Here is a 19,328-nt window from a genome sequence, read left to right on the forward strand (position 1 = left end):
AACGGCTGCTAATCTAAACAGACAGCTTTTGTCAGTGTCCGGCTGTGGTGAGTTATGGTAGGATGTTTCCTGATATGTCGGTTTGTGTCAGTTTCTATCAGTTTCAGGTTCACCCAGAACTGAGAAAATAAAGGTGACAATCTTAGGGTTAAGCGTTCTACAAGTGTGTTTATACCCGATCTGAGTTAACTGGCTTTGATAGGGTTGTAACCAACGGGTTAAGGTTCTGACAGAGATACTATACATGTCTGCCAGTTCAGATTTCCCGTAAGTCCGTCCTTTGATTGTTTCCATAAATGCCAGCATATACCTATGCACATATCAGTTACGCATTCGTAGCAACTACTTCGCGGTAAAAGTTACTTTCATGCTTCATTACCCTTTGCCACACTTTCATAAATTCTTCAGGATTGGGCAACTTTTCCAGATTCTTCAGATACTTTTCTGCATCTCCTGTTTTGCCCACAATGATATAATTACACTTGTCTAAAACTTTTGGTGGAATTACCCGGAAGGAATGAAAGGTTAGAATCAAATCTACATTGCGGTGTCTTCTGTCAACAAGTAGCCAGTTTAAAGACTCCTGTATGTTTGAGTTTACATACGCTGTCGCATCTTCTAATACTACACAGGCATTGTAAACATTCGCAGGAATAGCATCAATAAAGCTGTCTGTATCTGGATGGAATATGCGGTAAACTCCTGTAGATTTCCAACGGGGCAAATTCTTAAATTCCATCTTTGGAAACTGCCTGTATGCATCTTCGTTGTTTACATCATAAATCAAAACCCCTTTGTTTTTACTGAGAGCTTTAATCAGCTGAAGCATAAAAGTAGTTTTGCCAGTTCGGGGCCGACCTACTGAGAGAATTACACTGTTTGGCCGAAATTCCATTGCTATCTGATACGATTAACGAGTAGGTAAAGTAAAGTTAGATAAGCCAGGGAAGAACGGTAACAGACGCGGGAGCATGACAATAACAAGGGCAATAGCCAGCTGTGTTTCAGGGCTGCTGCCTCCTGCCTGGTGCTTTTCCAGTACAGCTGCTAACGGTTCAGTTAGTGTCTGCATTTCTTCTTCGGTGAAAGCAATACTACTGCATGCTGCATCTAGCTGTTCATATCTGTCAAGTGCGTGAAATAACAGGTCATCTTCTGTAATAGCGTCCTCAATTAATAAATTGGGATTCTTACGCTTTTTCTCCCTCCAATCATTGAGAATTACACTGTCACCCTCTTTTAAGATGCTTTTCTTATAGATGAAAGGCAGGGCTTTTTTCTGAAGCATATTGAACGTACCAAGCCAGAATTTAGCTTGTTTCGTCCAAAAGTTCTTATCCTTTACAGTGTCAGCGGGTGGCTGTATTGCTTCATCTGCAAAGTCATCAGTAGAAAATGAGGGGATATCTGTTTCAGCCGTTTCAGATATGGGATCAGAAGTGTGTGTGCTGTTCGATTCCCCCTCAATTTCAGTAGTATCTGTAGTAGTTGCAGTATGCCCGGTTACAGGTTCTTCACCCGGTCTATATTTTACCTGTGTAGGTGTTGCTAGTTGCGCTAAAAGTTCGTCTGTAGAAAGCATAGCTTATTTTTTTACAGGTATCTGATTGAAAAATAAGTGCTGGTATTTTTCCAGTACTTCCCCGATTCCGTCAAACATACCGGAAGGATTATTTAAAAGCTTAGGAAGCATCTGCATTAGTTGCATAGTGCCAGGAGCTTTTCCGGAATCAATACCAAGCATTTTGCAGATGGGCTGCATACCCGTAAGGATTTTATATAGATCTGCACTGACAGCATCTCTTTCAGTAATTGCCTGCTGTAGCTGCTCTATTAGTTCATTTTTTTCAGTTACCCATGTAAGCAGTGTTTCGGGCGAAACAGTTACACTACCATCTTCATTTTTTATTATATCACTCATTGGGAAAGATATCAATGTGAAAGGATGTATATAGCTGATCGGCAAGGAGCCGTGTCGGGTTAGATATCTATTTTGTGCAGCTGAGCTGCCTTCAGGATGAAAAATAGATATCTATTTCTATTCCGGAATGCCAGGACTCAGGGCAAAAAAGATATCTACAGAGTTTCTAGGAATATTGGGCGTACTGGCTTTTTGAAAAGTAGGTAGGCAACAAGTCCAAGCAATAACACAAGCGTAATCAGGGTAAGCATATTGCTTTTTAAGGATACCTTATTTAATGCCTGTTGATGGATGTTAACCTGCTGTTGCATGATTGCCTGATTAAGTAAAACCACCTGTGCGGTTTCTACCGATTCAAGCCTGCTTTCTAACTTCTTTCTTCTCTGAAAGAAGGATAATAGTTTAGGAAACTTCATAAGCCAGATTAGAAAGTAAGACCTGTTTCCAAATGCTTCAATGAGCCAAAGTAACCATAGGATTGAGCACGATTAAAACAATGCTTTACCACATCTTTTACACTTATCCGTTCTTTACTCGGAGCAGCTACAGCCTGTTGCATTGCTTCCAGTTCAGTTTCCAGTTGAGTAATGCGCTCTTGCGCTTCAGCCAGTTTCTGAGCTACACTTTGAGCCTTTTGGAACATGGCCTGTACCTGTTTATCTGCATCGATACTCTTTGCAATCAACTCATTTATTATCTTACTATTTGATTTGCCAGTTTCGGCAGCTTCATTTTCAATCAGCTGCCGAATTGCTTGTGTATCTGGCCGGAATCCCATTGGTCCTTGGGTATCCTTTTTAGTGGCAGGGGCTGCCTGTAAGATTGGATTTTCTTCACCTGCTACGTGCGTAGTATCGGCTGTGGGAGTAACGGTGTTTCCTTGCATTTGCTTTGTTTTTAGCCTGTTTACAAGACTTTTTCTTTAGTTTGGTAACACAAAGGTCTCAAAGCGAAAATTGTGAACACAACGACATTGAAGCGTTTGCTTACTGAGTGTAAGGAAAGCACAATATTTAGCAAGTTTGCCAAAATTCGTGTTGACATAATAGTTTGATTGTCAGAGGTTAAAACGGGAAAATGTGCGTGGGCTTACAAAGGCGGGAAACAAAAGTATTTATAAAGAATTATGCAATAATCCCTGAAAATTCACTGTTTACAGGGAAATACTACCTAATTGTCCGATCAAAGCCATCTTTCCTTATATAAAGTAATTTATTATATTTAGGTTAGTGCATGAATCAGACTTATCCACAGCAATGAATCATCACACTAGTTTCATTGATTAAAAACGAATAAAGATATATGATAAATACAGTCGCAGATCTGCTCCAAGAATTAAAAGATGCTGAGGTAAAGAGACTTGACTCATTAAAGATTAAACATAGGCCTACTATAGGAAATATGCATGAAGGATTAGTTGGTAATATTCTTGAAAAGGCATTGTTTAAGGGTTTTAATATCAACATAGTAAAGAATTCCTTTATTCGTACCGCAAATGGAACAAGAAGTGAGGAGTTAGATATTATGATAATTGAAGGACATGGAAAACAGTTGCCTTATACAGACCAATATGATGTAGAGTTTGATAAAGTAATTGCAGTAATACAAGTCAAAAAAACCTTAAATACAGCACAACTTGAATCTGCTTATTCGAATCTAAAGAATGTCTATGATATTTCCGAATTCAAGTCTTATCCAGATTATTCAAAGAGAATGTTTCGAAATTCCTATAGAGGAATTTGCCAAGAAGATATTTTTGAGAGAGGCCGAACTCGAAAAACATTTAAAAGCTCAACAACAGAACTCATATATCATATGTCAAGGCTAGAAGCCTTAATGCCCGCTAGAATTGTATTCGGATATAATGGCTTTACCTCAGAATATGGACTTAGGCAAGGTTTTGTAAAGTTTCTCTCAGCAAATAAATCAAAAACTCTTAATATGAAACCTGGATTTGGGCCACTAAACTTTCCTGATTTGATCTTAAATAATCAATTCAGCTTAGTAAAAGCAAATTGTTTACCTTATGCTGGAAGAATGACAGAATATCAGTGGCCATTTTTCTTATCTAGTTCTGAAAATCCACTATTAAAACTACTTGAGATAATTTGGACAAGACTGTCTTATAAGTATAAATTATCAAGTGAGATTTTTGGTGATGATCTTGAATTGGAAGGCATGAATGCTTTCCTTTTTGCTAATCTTGTATACATTGATGGAGTACGTGGGTGGAATTATGAATATATTAAGTTAACAAATAATAAACTTCAGAAGCAAAAAGGAAATAGTGAATGGCTACCTGTCGCTTTATCAGACGCGCAACATCATATTATTGCTTATTTGTGCAAATATAATTCTATATACATTGGGAAAATAAATCGATCTTTATCATCAATACAAATATCAGTTGATACTGAAGTTTTTGTTAAGGAAATAATTGAAACAGGTTTAGTGTACAAAGATGGCCCTACGTTAAAACTATTAACTGAACGTTGTTCATGTGTTTATATCCCTAATGAAGGTTATTATGCTGCAGAGAATAAAAGCGAGCAATTAACTAAATGGTGTGATAAACGATTTCCGAACCAGTGCATAATTACACAAAACTAGTAACTATTAGATCTGGATGTTTACGCTTTACATGATTATAACGGTTCTGCCGGACGTTCGGTCCTGTATAATTGTAGTTGCAATAATCACAATTCCAAGTTTCATTTTCCTTACTGCGATTTTCCAAATTTACATCTTGTTTACCTGCTTTTTTTAACATTGGTTTACTATTGTTTACTGGAATTGTTGCTAAGTTGTCTATGGTTGTCTCAGATGCGTAAACCAGTTGTTCACTGAGAGTTTCTGAAACAGCACTTGTTTCAGTTTCTGTGTAAACTGGCTGTTTACCTGTATTTACTGGTTTTGTTTCAAAATAGGTTTTACCCAGTTCCGAAAAATACCAAAGCAGATACCCTGACATGCTGTAAACAATCAGTTTGGCAACTGCCATACTATAGGAGTAGTTTGCCATCTGGTTTGCAATTACGTTCACAAGGCAGGAAAGTACAGCCAGTACAGCTGCCTGTTTCTTTGCACCCTTCAGTACGGATATTAGTACGCCTAATTCAATGCCTACAGCCCACGTAATACCTGCAATCCTTCTAACATCAATGCCAAAGACAGCCGAATAATCAGGTGAACCAACTGTTAACACATACGCTAGATTATTGATCTGGTTACCAAGGATACAAAGCAGGGCTACTGCCAGAATAAATATAAATAGTTTGTTCATGTGAACGAATGTAAACAGGGTTGCACAATACAAGTGGTATAATACTTAATCATAACAATTCATTCTAATTCCCATTCCTTTAGTTTTGTTAACAAGCGTATCATACTGACTGTATCCATTTGAGAAATAGATTCTTCGGCAAGCTTAATATCTACTTCCATTAATAAAGCAGCAAACAAGCCACCAGGCGCATTGTCTTTGTAAACAGAAACTATTTGGCGAACCCGGTTGCATTCATCTTGTAAGGCTTCTATTAAGTTTCGTGGTTTTTCTCCTTCTTTTTCCATAGGTTTTATCTTTTAAATAGGTACATACAATTTTTATCAGGATTAACAGCCCGACTAAACAGGATATTAGGGAAGGTCAAAATCTTATAGTCTTGCCAAGCCTTCAGTAGTGGTTTTTCGCCATGTATATTGTGATTGCCTAAATGGATGTAGCAACGTGCTCCATGATCAAAAAGCTTTTCTTCTATCACCCCTTTTTCATTGCCAGTTTTCAGACCCTTCTTCCATTTATGAGTAATCCAGCTACCTATAATTACTTTGGGCTTGTAGTGGGCTACAGCTGCCAGTGCATCCATTCTTACTACATCTTCCACATAGCTTACTACTGGTTGCTGCAATTCATCATAGATCTGCTTTATGTCTTCATCTTCCTGCTGATAGCTATCTGTCATAGGTATACCCAATGCGCGGCCTATAGCACCGTTACCAGCTCCTATTTCAATCACATTATCTAGGGAACCATATGTACCCGTAATGAAGCTTCTTAGAACATTAATAAGTTCTGTAGTAGGTAGCGTGTAAACTCCGTAAACATGCCCGAACTGGCTTAACTGCTTCTGTGTAAACTGAGCATAGAAAGAAGATGGAACTATTTGTAGCTTTCCATCCTTCCAGGCAATTTTTTCTATCTCAGAAATATCTTCTTTTGGTGCAAATCTGGCATCATTCAGTATTTGTTCTTTATCAAATGGTGATTGTCCTCTCATTTCAGTAGTTCGATTTTATTTTATGATTATTTATCTTTTTTGCATGCTGATTCTGATAGTAGACTGCTTCAGTTTCAGATAATCTTTCTCTTAACCTCATGATTTCGTGCAATTGGTTTAATTCGGATTGCATTTCGTTCTTTTCCTTCAATAGTTGCTCTATTGTCCTTTGCAGCTTTGAATAGTTATTGATTATTTCTTTGATACAGGCTGTGCGAGTGTTAGCATTCATTTTAGTTTCAATAGCCTGTAGTGTATTTTCAGTTTGGTCATCCAGGCGAAGTATAAAGCCACTCTTTTGATCGGCCATATGTGAAAAGGTTAGTTGTTTTGGATTGTTTGAAAGATATCTTTTTATGCAGCTGAAGAAGGTACTTCCGGAGTGATCCGGCAAAGAGTAGATATCTATTTTGTCAGCTCCAGGAAACTGATATCCAGAAAATAGATATCTATTTTTTAGGTCGTTTTATGGTAAGTTCCTTTAGTTGCTTTTCTGAAAAGAGGGAATAGGTTACTTTCCCTCTTTTCTTTCCATACTTTTTATCCTGTGAATGGACACGTGCATGACACCTTTCACATAGTACAAAAACATTACTGTCTTTATTATTCAGACGGTTTCTGTCATCATGATGAACTGACAAGCCAAACGCATTTTTGCAACGCCAGCACTCCTGATACTGTGCTAGTAGTTCCTTGCTCTTCTTTCTGGCTTTAGGATGGTTGTATTTGATTGGCATTGGAAACAGTGTTATCAATTAACCAACGGTTTTTATAATCACGGAAAAATGCTTCCATCTGGCCTTGTGAGGCACGTTGAGAGTTGACCCATTCTCTACAGAAGTTCTGTAGGTCTTTCACAGTTCTGAATTGGGTTGCAGAACGTAGCATACCTTCTAAAAATTTATCGTAAGATTTACCTGCATGGTTGCTTTTGGGTTTCACTTCATACAACTTACCTGCTTTAATCGAATCAAGACATTTTTGGTAGTAATCCTGTACTCGTTGGCTAACATCTAACATACTGTGTACCTCAATCCCATCCTGATATACACTCATGATAACAGGTGTATTTTCCCACACCAACGTCTTATTATCCCGTTTGTGAACTTCAATAAACAGTACTTTATTCTCTAAAAACATTTGCTGGTGACGATAAAGCAAGCCTTCTAAAACGGAATCTCTATCATTTGATTCAGCCCAATCTTTACGCTTTGAAAATCGAGGTACTTTCAACGCTTCATATGGTTTCGATAGGTGTTCTTGATGAACTGGGTTTAGGTGCAACACAAACATGTAGGAAGAATTGTAGGGGTCGTATTCAATCTTTTTTTTCATAAAATTCTGGTTTTGAAGGGTTTTGCTAAGATTTTTCGCATTTGCGCAAAGTTCTTAAGGACTTAAGTCCTAAGAACTTTTAGCTAAGAACTAAGAACATAAAGAACTTAGCATAGCTAGAAAAAGAACGATTCTAAAGAATAGACGCTTTAAGAGCAGAAGAACGTGTCATTTTGCAAAGGCATAAAAAAAGGGCATACCCTTACCACCCCTATAAATTTTCGGCTTTTTTGGGCTTTTTAATAGAAAATAGCTACTTTAGCTACTTACCAAGCCACCGAACACTTACGGCTAACCTTCTTTATTGCGCAATTGGAAGGTTGAGTGATATGTGTATTAACCTAGATTTGCCTTTCTGTCTGTTTAGGTTTAAAGGTGAAACATATATCTATCCACATCAGGGATATTCAAACTAAAGGCTGTCCACTAGACAGCTTTTTTTATAGTGGGAGTATGGAATCTGGAAAGTACTTTTTCACATGATCTCCCAACTTTCTTTCCAGTTCTTCCAACTCCTTTCTCTCTAATTCCAGAGCACCACCCAAACCATTATACACCAGTTGCCAAGTGGCATCCCTTCTGAAGCCTGGCACTTTCTTTATATCGTGCCTACGCGGGCTTAAATAGCTTATCCTATCTTTGATCTTTACTATTTGATCTAAAAGAGTATGAAGCACATCTAAAGCTTCGGTACGACTCAATTTTTTATCAGTATGTATAGAGGCTGCTTGTTGCATATATGATGAATTTAGGGTTGCAATTTGATTCCGGTTAAGGCTTGCAACCCTACCAGAATTCTATTGTATAGGGAAAAAGACATATTACTGAAAGCCTGTTTGTTGCAACTAATAAAACTCCTTAGAACACAAATAGGGTTGCATTCATAAAAAACAGATCACACCTTTTCTGCTGGTGTGTCTGGTTGAGTTTCTAAACTTGCTTGATATTCTGCTACTATTTCTTCTAAGATTTCAGTAATCTTCTCATCTGTAGAATACCCTCTATATATATTATTGAAGAAGGTAGCATAATGCAGCCTGTCATATTCAGGATACTTAATTACAAGCCTTTCTCTCCAATCAGAGGGTAAGCTCTTTTTCAATAAATTCACTCGCTCTCGCAAGTCTTTCTTAAGTTGTTTTCGTGGCGTACCCATCACAATTGTTTGCATATTATTTGTGATATGTAAAATTACATGTAAATTTGATGGCAATATAATTCAATTGAATTGTTATTTGCAAACTTTCAATTGAAAAATAATTGAAAAACACGGTAAAACAACTTGTATACATTTCATTCATGGAGCGTACTATTAAACAACTACGAACACAAAAGCGTCTTTCTGTAGCAGAAACGGCACTTTTTTTAGGAGTTAGTAAGACGGCGGTATATAACTATGAGGCAGGAATTGCAAAACCTACAGATGAGAATAAAAGGAAACTTGCAGAGCTTTATGATACCACAGTTGAAGATATTGAAAGTAGATTAAATTCAATTGAACAGATCGAAAATTCAAGAGATGGTGATATTGTAGAGTGGCTTAAAACTCAAGTTTCTAAATTACTTGATGAATTAGCCAGAAAAGATGAGATGTTGGCAAGGAAAGACGAACAGATTAGTATTCTTTTGTCAAAGTTGTCGGCAAGTGAATATGCCAATCATTTTGAATCAGAAGAAGAAATTATGCTAGAAGAAGCAGCATAAATTTTTTTGAGGATTTAAAATGGATTCGCTTGCCCATTCCGGAAATGCTGGAAATTTGGCTAAATTCGATGATTTCTGACTCCCTACGAGTCCACTTAAGTATCAAAGGGTTATAGCTGTAAAAAGCTGTAACCCTTTTTTCTTGCACAACAATTTGCCCAACGCTTCTGGTAATATTGGGTTGTTTTGTCCTTACTAGAATTAATCAATAAAATTTCTTCCTGATACTAAATCACAAGTCAACTGTAACCTTTTTGTGTAGATTGATATCTAATGATCGGTAAGAGGATTCTTTTGTTATCAATTTCTGAGATGAAAATCCCATTCGTTTTCTTAATGAATAGAAAAATGTAATCATGTTACTATATGAGGCTATTCTTTACTGGATTAGAAGTACAGATATAATTACAAAAAGGTAATCTTTTTGTTAAACGGATACTATTGAAAGTTTTAAAAGACATTAAATTTCATTCATATTTGTTGTACCAAACCCTTTCGCTACCCGTCCGCAAAATAAACAAGATGACTCTAGTAATTAAAGACCTTACCAAACAATACACTAAACAGAAAGCAGGATTAATCGACTATTCTATTACCATTGACAGAGGCATTTTAGGGTTATTGGGGCCTAATGGGGCTGGTAAGTCCACATTGATGAAAATAATTGCTACCATCAGTAAACCTACCAAAGGCACTCTATTTCTGGATGGTGAAGATATTGTGAACAATCCCAATTATATCCGTAAGATTCTAGGCTACCTTCCACAGGATTTTGGGGTATATCCCAATCTGAATGCCTATGAGTTTCTGGAATATATCGCAGCCATGAAGGGTGTAGGAGGCGCTGACTTACGAAAACGGATTGATATATTGCTGGATGGTGTGAACTTAACTGCTGATGCAAAACGACCTATTGGAAGTTATTCAGGTGGAATGAAACAGCGAATAGGCATTGCACAAGCATTACTAAATGATCCTAAGGTGCTCATATTGGATGAGCCTACAGTTGGGTTGGACCCGGAAGAAAGGGTACGGTTTCGGCACCTGCTTACTGACCTGGCTTCAGATTGTATTATCATTCTTTCTTCTCATATCGTGTCAGACATCGAAACGATTGCTGATCAGGTTGCCGTTATGCAGAGTGGGAGACTGATTACAAAAGGTTTTCTTCCTGATATTATCAAACAGGCGGAGGGTAAAATATTTGAGGTTCAGATAGACAAGTCAGCTCTGTCTGATTTTAAGCAGAAATATCAGGTCATTGGTACTAGTCGGCAAAATGAGTATACCAGGGTGCGTTATTTGTGTCAACACACTGGTATAGCTCCAAACTCTACGCCAGTAACTGCTACGTTGGAAGATGCTTATTTGTTTTTAACCCCAAACGTCAAATAAGCCTGTGAGATACCTATATAGCATTTTAAAAGCCGACTATCAGCAACGCACCCGTAGTTATGCTTTTCTGATTACACTGGCAGTGACTATTTATGTTGCCTACTCCTTTGTGCCTGAACCCACTGCTTCTTACACTACATTGAACATGGTAGGATACAAACCGATCTATAATGCTGCCTGGGTTGGTTATGTGTCAGCTATAATGACTTCTGTTATGCTGTCTTTGTATGGCTATTTTCTGATAAACAGCGGTATTAAAAAGGATATTGAGACAGAAGTAGGGTTAATTATTGCGACTACTCCTATTACCAATTTTGCTTATCTGCTAAGTAAAATGTTGAGTAATTTCATCGTCTTGCTTACCATTGCGGGGTGCACCTTTATAGTGAGTATAGGAATGTTTTTTCTGCGCACAACCGATCAGCCCTTTATCTTTTCAAACTTCATCTTGCCTTATCTGTTTTTTCCGATACCTGCCTTGTTTGTCATCTCAGGACTTGCTGTGGTAGGGGAAGTGTTTTTCCGGAAACATCTGTGGATACAATATCTGGTGTTTTTTTTCTTGTTTAGTATGATAATGACAAGCACGCAAAATCAATCCAATGATTCTCTGACATATGTTATTGATCCATTCGGCCTCAAATGTGTGCTTGCCAGTATACGGGAGACAGTAGATACACAGTTTCATACACGGGTTGATGATATTTCATTTGGGTTCATCTTTTCCAAACATAAAAAGCCTTTCCAGACGTTTACATGGGACGGAGTGCATTGGACGTCTATTTTTTTACTGAGCCGTCTGGTATGGATGGGGTTGAGCCTTGGATTGGTTTATGTGTCTTCTTTTTTCTTCCATCGGTTTGATTTCCGGCAAGTAGCTGCAAAAAAGAAAATGTTTGGTCATCTGCCTTCAATAGAGTCCACTGACATTGTTCCTGTTACTATTAACAGAGCTTCATTGCCCGCATTGGTGACAAATTATAGTATTATACCGTTTATAAAAACAGAATTACTGTTATTACTCAGAAAGGGGAATCGATGGCTATGGCTCCTGATTGGAGGACTATGGATTAGTATGCTATTTGTCCCACTGGAGATTAGTCATTCTATTCTGCTGCCTATTATATGGTTTTTGCAGGTAAACAGATGGTCTGACCTGGCCACAAAAGAGAAAACCAATCGATTGCATTACTTTACGTATTCTTCTTATAAACCATTACAGCGTATGTTGCCTGCTCAGATGCTGGCTGGCATTATCCTGGCAATAAGTTTAGCCCTGCCTGTTATTGGACGTTACCTGATAACCAAGGATATGTATGCCGTTAGTACGATTCTTTCCGGGGCTGTATTGATTGTTTTGTTATCTGTTTGTTTGGGAATAGTAAGTGGAGGTAAAAAGTTATTTGAGATTTTATTCTTTATCCTTACCTATGCCATTATAAACAAAGTGCCTATGCTGGATTATTTAGGAGCTGTAGCTCATGATAACTTACCTCTCTATACCGGACAGTTACTGGTGATAAGCTTTGTATTGGGACTCACCAGTTTTCTGGTAAGAAGCTACCAGACAAGACATCTCTAAAAATAATTCCAAAAGCAACATTCTTGTACAAAAGACAAAGAATACTACGTCATAAAACTGTCAGATAGAATTGAGCGAAAGTTTATTACCGAATTAAAGTAAGGATTTAATCAGGTAATAAACTTTCGCTTTTGCCTATTAGCTTCAGAATTATTCCCGTGTAAATTCAATCATGGGTATCATTCTCACAGATTCAGTATACAACTTCAAACCAGGTAAATAGTTTTCAAAAAGTGTATATAATATGTGAGACCCGCGCATACCTTCAATCCTAACCTTTACATTTTCATTGGTAATTTCTTTTTCTATATTTAGTAAACCTTTATAGTTATTAAATTATCTAACTTCTTTTCTGTCAAAATAGACTGATACAATTTTACCATTACTGATTTTATAGGTAACAATAGACTCCAGAATTTTTCCATCAGCTCTGCCCGTAATATATTCGTTCAGGACAACTGTATTTCCTAATACAATCTGCCCCTTTATCTGACACTGTACAACAGGGTTTTTGGTAAAGAAATCTGCATAATATTGTTGTAATTCTTTAATAGATCGGAACGCTTTCAGTGACTTTTGTGGAAAAATAAACAACTGGGTAGTATCGGAATAGGGCATGGCAAATAAAGTAGCATTGTGAGTATTCCAGCCTTCAATCTGCTGGTTAACTAGTTCCAGGGGACTGAGACCGTTTTGAGTATTCTGAGCTTGAGCTATAAAAAGCCCTGTATAGGAGAGCAAACTATAAAAAAGTAGTATGACTAATGTTTTCATAGTAGTTTGTCCTGTGTAAGAATTCTGATACAGAAAGTAGTAGGTTACCTTCTATCTATTGGTAGAATGTAATCTAATAGGTAAATACGAAAACTTACTTATCCTTAATTTTATAACTAAAAAGAATAACTATGAACTAACACCTACTTAAGTTGTTACTATAATAACAGTTCTGAATGATTTCTCTTTTGATGATTATATCTATTCTCTCTGACATTTGCACCAGTGTATGAGTAGTCGCAATGTTCACATTACCAAGCTTCATTTATCGAAGCAAAATACAGCTATATAATCAGGTACCAGAGGAATACCTGTCAAAACAGGAGAGAGGATACCCTAAAGTCTATCTCTCCTGTTTATTAACTGTTTCTATTCTTTATTGCTTAATTACAGGAGTAGCATGCATTGTTCCTGTTTTATCCTGAAGTAGTATAACATAAGGTCCTGCAGGTAGGTGTCCCAATGATAGTAGAATTGTTTTATCTGCTGGTTGGTATAGTTGCTCATATACATTCATACCTAACTGATTAATAACTTTTACAGTTACCTGTTCCGATTCTGGATTTATAGGTATTGTAAGCCAGTCTCTGACTGGATTAGGATAAATGGGTAAGTTGGAGATTTCTGTTCTTTTACTGAGTAAAGTTTGTGTATTTGTTCGGGCAGAGGAAATGGACGTAAGCTGTATGGCTGCAATCATAGCTTTACTTATCTGACTGGTAAACTCAACAGTGAGAAATCCATCAGTAACGGTTATTGGAAAATGACGGGCTAGTGCCTTATTGGCTCCTCCTGCGGCTACAAATACATCAAAGTTAACCAGTTCACTAACACCACCTTCAATATTAACAGAAAACACCCGTTGACCGGGAGAACTGAAATACAATTCAGCAAAGTTAAGTGTAACTATATACTGACCATTGATGACAGGAATGTTGTAGTTGAACATTTCACCACTACGAAAGGCCTGATAGACCAAGTCATTAACTGTGCCTGCTATCTCTGCTTTCTGGAAGTAGCGTCGATCTGAATATTCGCTGAAAAACTGATCTGGAGCGAATGTGTATCCACCTGAGTGCACAATTTTGCGTGCTCCTGCATTGAGACGGAATGGGATAGGTGGAGGCACCTGTACGGAAACTGAACTGGTATATGACGAAATGCCTTGTGTAGTAAATGCATACAAACGGAAAGACCGCAATGAACTATCCAGTAAACGCGCTGCCCGAAAGGTAGTGTGTGTAAGGTCAGCAGGCAGGGTATCTCGGGTTACTTCATTTCCGTTATCAAAAGTACCGACAACAGACTCAAGTATATAGCCTGTCTCATCTCCGGGATCTTGCCAGGACAAATGAAGAACGGCTGTATCTGCTTTCGTTAATGTTTGACTTAAAGTTACTGATAACGGATCTGGGGCGTCCAGTGTAAAGTTCTTTACCTTATACCAATAGGCAACTCCCTGACCAGGATTTCCATTTACCTCAGTTCCTGCAGCGCCAATTACAAGAACACTGTCTTCAATGATTGTAGAAGAGCCAAATCCATCATAAGGAGATCCACGAAGTATGGCTGTCTGACGCCAGGTATTATTACTCAGGTTAAAAATGTAAGCAGCTCCAACAATGGTTGCAATCCCTGTATTTCCATCTATTGCTACCGAATTTCCAAAATTTTGTACAGTATTATCTGTAAACTTATTCTTTTGTTGCCAAATGCCATTTTCTAACATAAATAGGTAAACGGCTCCCTGATATTCGTGTCCATTCACTGTGGCTACATGTTCACTTACAATGATATTGTTTCCAGATATGTCTGTAAAATAACCAAAATAGCCAAATACATCACTTTCGCCATCACTAATCAATTTACCTGTTTGTTGCCAGTTGCCATTCATGAATGTAAATACATAAACAGCTCCTATTTTTCCTATCACACACCTATTACCATCAATGGCTATTACACGTCCAAAATACATTCCATAATTTTGATTGTATTCCTCTGCTTCCTGTGGGTCAATTGTAATTTTTGCGGTTTGCAACCAACTACCATTGTCTTGTGTAAATACATACACTGCACCATGCTCATAGCGTCCGTTTCCAGCAGCCTGTGGAGCGCCAATCATAAGCGTACTGTCAGACATAGTCACTGCAGAACCAAAATTATCAAGCATATCACTATCCGTAGAAGTAAGCTTGGCTGACTGCTGCCAGACACCATTCACCAATGAAAAAACATACGCTGCTCCCTGGTAAATACTCCCGTTTATCGTGTGATTCTTTGCTCCTATCACAATTGTAGCGCCGTTAGTAGCTACAGCATCCCCAAAAAAATCACCAGCTTGCTGGTCTGTCGAGGTCAGTTTAGCAGTTTGTTGCCAGCTACCATTGGTGAATGTAAATATGTAAGCAGCTCCATACTCATTATACCTGCCCAGGGTTCCAAACACCAATGTGTTTCCATACAAGGCCATCCGGTAACCAAAGAAATCCATTGTGGAACCATTACTAGCTACAATCTTACTAATTTGTTCAGGGGTAGGTTGGGCTAGACAAGATAGTGTAAGAAGGAAGGCCACCATCCATAACCAGCACTTTGCTGGCAGATTAGTAAAATCGAACAGGTGAAAAAATCTTTTGGGAAAAGGAGTAAGGGTCTGCATCTGAGTAGAAGTTTGTGAGTAAAAAAATAGCTAAAAAATAATCTTATAAAAGATATGCAATTGCTTGTTAAACAGCAAGTTAAATTTTGGTGTTTACTAGATTAATCCTATGTGGCTTGTAAAACGCTACATTTGAGAGAGTCGTTCTTTAGCTTATCTTTCAAACAGACAGACTACATTTCCTTTGTCTATATCTGATAGTAAGACAGAACGTGTCTGAATCATATAAAAAGCTTGGTTTATGAATAACAACAAAATAGAAATTCGTCCGGAAGAACCTGAGGACTGGGACGCAATAGATCAATTAACACAAGCTGCGTTTGCTGATGAACTGCATTCGTCGCATACGGAACACTTTATCATTCGGGCTTTGCGAGAAGCCAGGCAACTGACGATATCATTGGTGGCATTAGAGGCAGGGCAAGTAGTAGGTCATGTAGCTGTTTCACCTGTGTCTATTTCTTCAGGAGAGATGGGTTGGTATGGATTAGGGCCTGTTTCTGTAGAAACTACCCGGCAGCGTCAGGGTATTGGTTCAAGTTTGGTAAATATGGCATTAACTAAATTGCAGCAGTTAGGCGCTGCTGGATGTGTTGTACTAGGTGAACCTGCGTATTATGGGCTTTTTGGGTTTAAAGCGGATCCTGAATTAGTACTGCCTGACATACCACCAGAATATTTTCAGGCTATTGCCCTCAAAGGGGATGTCCCCTGCGGTATAGTGCGCTATCATCAGGCGTTTGAGGCAACTGGCTGATGCTTTGGGGTAGTAATAAATTATATTCTAATCAATCCTCGTCCGTACCTGGTAGAGGAATGTTTCGTTCGATTATCGTTTCTGTAAAACTTTGGGCTACCACATACGGTTGGCCAAAATTGTAATCATCCGGACTGATCACTGGGTTGCCAAAAATAAGTACTCTGTCATTCTCATTCCTGTTCTGATGCCCCTCTTCAATAGAGTATAATAAGTTATGTTTTTCAATAATAGTAATATAAATATCCAGCAATGGTTCTGGAACAGAAATGCTTGCTCCTTTTGTATTTAAATATTCAGGGATGCTGTTAGCTATCCAATGAAAGTCCACCCAGTTGCCACAAGCTTTATCATGTGCAATAAATAAATCTCCCAGTAATTCGGAAACATTGGCAGATTGGCGCTCAAGTTTTATAATAAGGCTATTTGCGTAATTCCATAACAAAGGATGATTTGTATAGAGATTGATCTGATTATAGGGTCTTTTGTAAGTATGTAAGTCCTTTGCGTCAACTCCCCAGCCTTCACAAAAAATCTCACCTTCATAGCGCAGGATTGTGGTTAATGAATAGGTGTCGTGGATCTCGAATCCTATCTTTATACTCTCCTCTTTTGCAACTACTTCCTTAATGAATAAATGGCCATTTTCAACAAAGTTTCTGGAGTTTGTAATTTTAATAAGCTTCTTTAACATGAATTTGGTTTGTTTTCAGGTAATGTAAGATACAAAAACAGTGAGAAATAGGAATGTTGGTTTATACGTTAATTTTTCCTTGTGATAGTACATAATTGGCATGCAAACAGTATAGCTAAATAAATGGTTTTGGTACTTACTTTTAATAAACCCAAGATATCAATAGATGTATTTATCAGAAAAAATTATCTGTTGATTCCAATGGGCAGAATCTATCTTTATAAAATTTGGTTTACCAGTACCTGTATTAACCCATTTTTGCTTCTATTCCTGAATGGTGTGTTTTCTAGCAAGCATGGGCAGTACAAAATAGAAAAATGTCCTTTGGCTCTGAAATTATTTATACAAGGATTGATACAAATGATGGCAGGTCTGTTTTGGGTGCCTATTATAGTAATATGTTCTTTACCCATAACTATGGATATGTAGAGTTGCACAGTATTATTTAGCTCAAACAATACACTCGGAGATTTGGGGAAGAATTTGGATTTTACTTATTGTTGTTATTCTATCACTTAGTTTAGGTTTAGGCATTGGCAGATCTATCTCAGATGGGGTACGATTTTCTGTCATGTGCTCTTGTAATGTCTTTTTTGCAAGCATATATCATAGTTTCAGAGATAGATTAGATAGTTATGCCTAAAGTATATTTGAATCCTCAAATAAGTAATTCTGTTATGGGAGTAATACCAGCTTTAGAAAACCAAATTCTATTTTTCTGTTTTCCTGAAAGGAATACATCCTTGTCTCCCGCTTTTGTTCTTCCAGAAGGACTACTCAGAAACACTTTCTGAAAAGAACACTCTACCCTTTTATCCTTCTGGAAGAAACTTCCCGTTCACAGCAAGACGTGGTAGGCTGTTGTCGGGACAGATGTGACAAGACTGGCGGCCTTTCCAACTGTAGTATATTTTTTCTCTCAGAAGCCAAGCAGGGCTCTATTTGTCACACCTGTCCCGCTGTGGTGGGAAGTTTCTTTCAGAAGGACAGGGAAGGACGAGTTTCTTGCATGATTTTAAGAGGGACAAGGGGAGGACATACTGAGAATAGATACTTTCAACGCCACAAAAAAGAAATACTAATCTTTTCAGGAGGATACAAAGGATGCATGTCTTTCAGAAAGAGAAAGATAACTCACTAAGTTGACTGAGTTAAAAACTTAGTGAGTTATCTGTAACTGCCTGAATAATCTACTGAGCCTGATACTGCTTTATGGTAAATGTTTTGCTGGAAGCCGTAGCTGGGTTGTTGATCATCTCCAGTACCTTTGCATTCAGAACATACGTTTTGCCTTCGGCTATGGTGGCAGCTGTAGGGCCTTCGTAGCCAATGGTATCTGTAGCCACAACAGTAGCTGTTTGCCAGTTATCAGTACTTTTTAGTTCTGAGATCACTCCTGAACTGTAGCCTACTATATACAGGCTTTCTCCATTTAAAGCGAGTCCGTCAGCACCTTCTATAGTAGAAGGTAAAGTTACTTCTGATACAGATTTATTGCTTAGATTCACTTTCAGAATTTTGCCTGTATTGGTCTTATCAACCAGTAAATAACCTCCCTTGTGAAAGACAATTCCATTAAGGTTAAATCCTTCTCCTTTGAATAGTTCGTTTTCCAGGAAAATGCTGGTTTTACCTGACTTATCTATTTTGTAAAGGAAGCCTTGAAAGGATTCGGTTACATAGATATTTTCTGCATCATCTATCGCCAAATCATTCGGAAAAACAGCCCCGGTAACTAACGAACTCAGGTCATAGGTTTGCACAAGCCGTTTCTGGCTCAGATCAATTTTTAATACCTTGGCTACCTTGCCTGTAGTCGCACTGCTGGACTTTGCCCCATTTCCAATATCTCCGGTACATACATACGCAAAGTTGCCAGACACTTTGATTCCATATGTAGAGATCAGTGAAGGATCATTGACAAGTAGGGTATACTTACCTGTAAAATCTACTGTGCCTATAGTACCTTGTTTAATAGAGCTTATAACAAAAGTTTGTGACTGACTATGATAGGCGATGCCTTCCGGATAGAGGGCGCCACTGAAAAAGGTTAGGGTTGACGGAACTTCTTTGACTGGTTTTTCGTCGTCGTTTTTACAGCTACCTAATAGAAAAAGAGAAGAGGTAAACATTACTGTACCGAGTACTACAGATTTTATAACACGTTTCATACGGTTGTTGTTTATGTTGATTAATGGTACAAAGTAACGGCAATGCGTCGCTCTGTAAC

23 protein-coding genes are annotated in these 19,328 nt (G+C 37.9%); 5 read left to right on the forward strand and 18 right to left on the reverse strand.

Translation table 11 applies throughout. From position 1 onward, the window contains the following. Window positions 1–87 precede the first annotated feature (87 nt). From QNI22_RS30250 to QNI22_RS30275, 6 genes are all read right to left on the reverse strand, one after another. Window positions 88–294 (reverse strand): DUF4248 domain-containing protein, encoded by a 207-nt coding sequence (locus tag QNI22_RS30250; protein WP_313997791.1) that lies wholly within the window; start codon window positions 292–294, stop codon window positions 88–90. 31 nt (window positions 295–325) lie between these two features. Next, window positions 326–829, reverse strand: coding sequence for a hypothetical protein (locus tag QNI22_RS30255; RefSeq protein ID WP_314516762.1), 504 nt, complete (start codon window positions 827–829; stop codon window positions 326–328). An 81-nt stretch (window positions 830–910) separates the two neighbouring features. Then, window positions 911–1,582, reverse strand: a complete 672-nt coding sequence (locus tag QNI22_RS30260; RefSeq protein WP_314516763.1) for a hypothetical protein — start codon at window positions 1,580–1,582, stop codon at window positions 911–913. 3 nt (window positions 1,583–1,585) lie between these two features. Further along, the gene (locus QNI22_RS30265; RefSeq protein WP_313997797.1) at window positions 1,586–1,921 is read right to left on the reverse strand and encodes a hypothetical protein; all 336 of its coding nucleotides are present in this window, start codon (window positions 1,919–1,921) and stop codon (window positions 1,586–1,588) included. Window positions 1,922–2,076: 155 nt separating this feature from the next. Further along, a complete protein-coding gene (locus QNI22_RS30270) occupies window positions 2,077–2,337 on the reverse strand; it encodes a hypothetical protein (RefSeq protein WP_314516764.1) in 261 nt (86 codons plus the stop codon). Between the two features lie 8 nt (window positions 2,338–2,345). Continuing rightward, complete coding sequence (locus tag QNI22_RS30275; RefSeq protein WP_314516765.1) at window positions 2,346–2,807, reverse strand: hypothetical protein; 462 nt, start codon at window positions 2,805–2,807, stop codon at window positions 2,346–2,348. A 416-nt stretch (window positions 2,808–3,223) separates the two neighbouring features. On the opposite strand from QNI22_RS30275, the gene QNI22_RS30280 reads away from it, so the two are divergent. Beyond that, on the forward strand, window positions 3,224–4,531 hold the full coding sequence (locus QNI22_RS30280) for a DUF6602 domain-containing protein (RefSeq protein ID WP_314516766.1): 1,308 nt from the start codon (window positions 3,224–3,226) through the stop codon (window positions 4,529–4,531). Here the strand turns inward: QNI22_RS30280 and QNI22_RS30285 are convergent. From QNI22_RS30285 to QNI22_RS30320, 8 genes are all read right to left on the reverse strand, one after another. Continuing rightward, window positions 4,518–5,204: a hypothetical protein gene (locus QNI22_RS30285; RefSeq protein WP_314516767.1), complete on the reverse strand. Its 687-nt coding sequence runs from the start codon at window positions 5,202–5,204 to the stop codon at window positions 4,518–4,520. The genes QNI22_RS30280 and QNI22_RS30285 overlap by 14 nt on opposite strands. A gap of 59 nt (window positions 5,205–5,263) precedes the next feature. Next, window positions 5,264–5,491 carry a hypothetical protein gene (locus QNI22_RS30290; RefSeq protein ID WP_314516768.1) on the reverse strand — a complete coding sequence of 76 codons (228 nt, stop codon included), beginning with the start codon at window positions 5,489–5,491 and terminating at the stop codon, window positions 5,264–5,266. A gap of 5 nt (window positions 5,492–5,496) precedes the next feature. Beyond that, window positions 5,497–6,198, reverse strand: a complete 702-nt coding sequence (locus QNI22_RS30295; RefSeq protein ID WP_314516770.1) for a hypothetical protein — start codon at window positions 6,196–6,198, stop codon at window positions 5,497–5,499. A gap of 1 nt (window position 6,199) precedes the next feature. Next, the gene (locus QNI22_RS30300) at window positions 6,200–6,508 is read right to left on the reverse strand and encodes a hypothetical protein (protein WP_314516771.1); all 309 of its coding nucleotides are present in this window, start codon (window positions 6,506–6,508) and stop codon (window positions 6,200–6,202) included. Between the two features lie 139 nt (window positions 6,509–6,647). Beyond that, window positions 6,648–6,935 (reverse strand): hypothetical protein, encoded by a 288-nt coding sequence (locus QNI22_RS30305; RefSeq protein WP_314516772.1) that lies wholly within the window; start codon window positions 6,933–6,935, stop codon window positions 6,648–6,650. Next, a complete protein-coding gene (locus tag QNI22_RS30310) occupies window positions 6,910–7,533 on the reverse strand; it encodes a hypothetical protein (RefSeq protein ID WP_313997821.1) in 624 nt (207 codons plus the stop codon). Before QNI22_RS30310 ends, QNI22_RS30305 begins: the two co-directional genes overlap by 26 nt. A 440-nt stretch (window positions 7,534–7,973) precedes the next feature. Continuing rightward, complete coding sequence (locus QNI22_RS30315) at window positions 7,974–8,270, reverse strand: hypothetical protein (protein WP_314516773.1); 297 nt, start codon at window positions 8,268–8,270, stop codon at window positions 7,974–7,976. Between the two features lie 158 nt (window positions 8,271–8,428). Next, complete coding sequence (locus tag QNI22_RS30320) at window positions 8,429–8,704, reverse strand: hypothetical protein (RefSeq protein WP_314516775.1); 276 nt, start codon at window positions 8,702–8,704, stop codon at window positions 8,429–8,431. A 128-nt stretch (window positions 8,705–8,832) separates the two neighbouring features. Here QNI22_RS30320 and QNI22_RS30325 point away from each other — a divergent pair, with 128 nt between their 5' ends. The 3 genes from QNI22_RS30325 to QNI22_RS30335 all read left to right on the forward strand — a co-directional run bounded on the left by QNI22_RS30325 (window position 8,833) and on the right by QNI22_RS30335 (window position 12,214). Further along, entirely contained in the window at window positions 8,833–9,237 is a 405-nt protein-coding gene (locus QNI22_RS30325; protein WP_314516777.1) for a helix-turn-helix transcriptional regulator, read from the forward strand. Window positions 9,238–9,759: 522 nt separating this feature from the next. After that, a complete protein-coding gene (locus tag QNI22_RS30330) occupies window positions 9,760–10,632 on the forward strand; it encodes an ABC transporter ATP-binding protein (RefSeq protein ID WP_314516779.1) in 873 nt (290 codons plus the stop codon). 4 nt (window positions 10,633–10,636) lie between these two features. Further along, window positions 10,637–12,214: a hypothetical protein gene (locus QNI22_RS30335; protein ID WP_314516781.1), complete on the forward strand. Its 1,578-nt coding sequence runs from the start codon at window positions 10,637–10,639 to the stop codon at window positions 12,212–12,214. A 336-nt stretch (window positions 12,215–12,550) separates the two neighbouring features. Here the strand turns inward: QNI22_RS30335 and QNI22_RS30340 are convergent, their stop codons facing one another. Both QNI22_RS30340 and QNI22_RS30345 read right to left on the reverse strand, forming a co-directional pair. Continuing rightward, window positions 12,551–12,988: a nuclear transport factor 2 family protein gene (locus tag QNI22_RS30340; RefSeq protein ID WP_314516782.1), complete on the reverse strand. Its 438-nt coding sequence runs from the start codon at window positions 12,986–12,988 to the stop codon at window positions 12,551–12,553. 376 nt (window positions 12,989–13,364) lie between these two features. Continuing rightward, the gene (locus QNI22_RS30345; RefSeq protein WP_314516783.1) at window positions 13,365–15,647 is read right to left on the reverse strand and encodes a malectin domain-containing carbohydrate-binding protein; all 2,283 of its coding nucleotides are present in this window, start codon (window positions 15,645–15,647) and stop codon (window positions 13,365–13,367) included. 241 nt (window positions 15,648–15,888) lie between these two features. On the opposite strand from QNI22_RS30345, the gene QNI22_RS30350 reads away from it, so the two are divergent. Then, entirely contained in the window at window positions 15,889–16,404 is a 516-nt protein-coding gene (locus QNI22_RS30350; protein WP_314516785.1) for a GNAT family N-acetyltransferase, read from the forward strand. A 31-nt stretch (window positions 16,405–16,435) separates the two neighbouring features. On the opposite strand, the gene QNI22_RS30355 is transcribed toward QNI22_RS30350, so the two are convergent. Together QNI22_RS30355 and QNI22_RS30360 are read right to left on the reverse strand one after the other, a co-directional pair. After that, a complete protein-coding gene (locus QNI22_RS30355) occupies window positions 16,436–17,098 on the reverse strand; it encodes a hypothetical protein (RefSeq protein WP_314516787.1) in 663 nt (220 codons plus the stop codon). A gap of 1,190 nt (window positions 17,099–18,288) precedes the next feature. Next, window positions 18,289–19,269 (reverse strand): hypothetical protein, encoded by a 981-nt coding sequence (locus QNI22_RS30360; RefSeq protein WP_314516788.1) that lies wholly within the window; start codon window positions 19,267–19,269, stop codon window positions 18,289–18,291. Window positions 19,270–19,328 lie beyond the last annotated feature (59 nt).

It is taken from the genome of Xanthocytophaga agilis (assembly GCF_030068605.1).
In the GTDB taxonomy this organism is placed as follows: Bacteria; Bacteroidota; Bacteroidia; order Cytophagales; family 172606-1; genus Xanthocytophaga; species Xanthocytophaga agilis.

Excerpts from the sequence above, each read along its gene's own strand:
- QNI22_RS30250 (WP_313997791.1), bottom strand. The coding sequence starts at position 294 with ATGGAAACAATCAAAGGACGGACTTACGGGAAATCTGAACTGGCAGAC.
- QNI22_RS30255 (WP_314516762.1), bottom strand. The coding sequence starts at position 829 with ATGCTTCAGCTGATTAAAGCTCTCAGTAAAAACAAAGGGGTTTTGATT.
- QNI22_RS30260 (WP_314516763.1), bottom strand. The coding sequence starts at position 1,582 with ATGCTTTCTACAGACGAACTTTTAGCGCAACTAGCAACACCTACACAG.
- QNI22_RS30265 (WP_313997797.1), bottom strand. The coding sequence starts at position 1,921 with ATGAGTGATATAATAAAAAATGAAGATGGTAGTGTAACTGTTTCGCCC.
- QNI22_RS30270 (WP_314516764.1), bottom strand. The coding sequence starts at position 2,337 with ATGAAGTTTCCTAAACTATTATCCTTCTTTCAGAGAAGAAAGAAGTTA.
- QNI22_RS30275 (WP_314516765.1), bottom strand. The coding sequence starts at position 2,807 with ATGCAAGGAAACACCGTTACTCCCACAGCCGATACTACGCACGTAGCA.
- QNI22_RS30280 (WP_314516766.1), top strand. The coding sequence starts at position 3,224 with ATGATAAATACAGTCGCAGATCTGCTCCAAGAATTAAAAGATGCTGAG.
- QNI22_RS30285 (WP_314516767.1), bottom strand. The coding sequence starts at position 5,204 with ATGAACAAACTATTTATATTTATTCTGGCAGTAGCCCTGCTTTGTATC.
- QNI22_RS30290 (WP_314516768.1), bottom strand. The coding sequence starts at position 5,491 with ATGGAAAAAGAAGGAGAAAAACCACGAAACTTAATAGAAGCCTTACAA.
- QNI22_RS30295 (WP_314516770.1), bottom strand. The coding sequence starts at position 6,198 with ATGAGAGGACAATCACCATTTGATAAAGAACAAATACTGAATGATGCC.
- QNI22_RS30300 (WP_314516771.1), bottom strand. The coding sequence starts at position 6,508 with ATGGCCGATCAAAAGAGTGGCTTTATACTTCGCCTGGATGACCAAACT.
- QNI22_RS30305 (WP_314516772.1), bottom strand. The coding sequence starts at position 6,935 with ATGCCAATCAAATACAACCATCCTAAAGCCAGAAAGAAGAGCAAGGAA.
- QNI22_RS30310 (WP_313997821.1), bottom strand. The coding sequence starts at position 7,533 with ATGAAAAAAAAGATTGAATACGACCCCTACAATTCTTCCTACATGTTT.
- QNI22_RS30315 (WP_314516773.1), bottom strand. The coding sequence starts at position 8,270 with ATGCAACAAGCAGCCTCTATACATACTGATAAAAAATTGAGTCGTACC.
- QNI22_RS30320 (WP_314516775.1), bottom strand. The coding sequence starts at position 8,704 with ATGCAAACAATTGTGATGGGTACGCCACGAAAACAACTTAAGAAAGAC.
- QNI22_RS30325 (WP_314516777.1), top strand. The coding sequence starts at position 8,833 with ATGGAGCGTACTATTAAACAACTACGAACACAAAAGCGTCTTTCTGTA.
- QNI22_RS30330 (WP_314516779.1), top strand. The coding sequence starts at position 9,760 with ATGACTCTAGTAATTAAAGACCTTACCAAACAATACACTAAACAGAAA.
- QNI22_RS30340 (WP_314516782.1), bottom strand. The coding sequence starts at position 12,988 with ATGAAAACATTAGTCATACTACTTTTTTATAGTTTGCTCTCCTATACA.
- QNI22_RS30345 (WP_314516783.1), bottom strand. The coding sequence starts at position 15,647 with ATGCAGACCCTTACTCCTTTTCCCAAAAGATTTTTTCACCTGTTCGAT.
- QNI22_RS30350 (WP_314516785.1), top strand. The coding sequence starts at position 15,889 with ATGAATAACAACAAAATAGAAATTCGTCCGGAAGAACCTGAGGACTGG.
- QNI22_RS30355 (WP_314516787.1), bottom strand. The coding sequence starts at position 17,098 with ATGTTAAAGAAGCTTATTAAAATTACAAACTCCAGAAACTTTGTTGAA.
- QNI22_RS30360 (WP_314516788.1), bottom strand. The coding sequence starts at position 19,269 with ATGAAACGTGTTATAAAATCTGTAGTACTCGGTACAGTAATGTTTACC.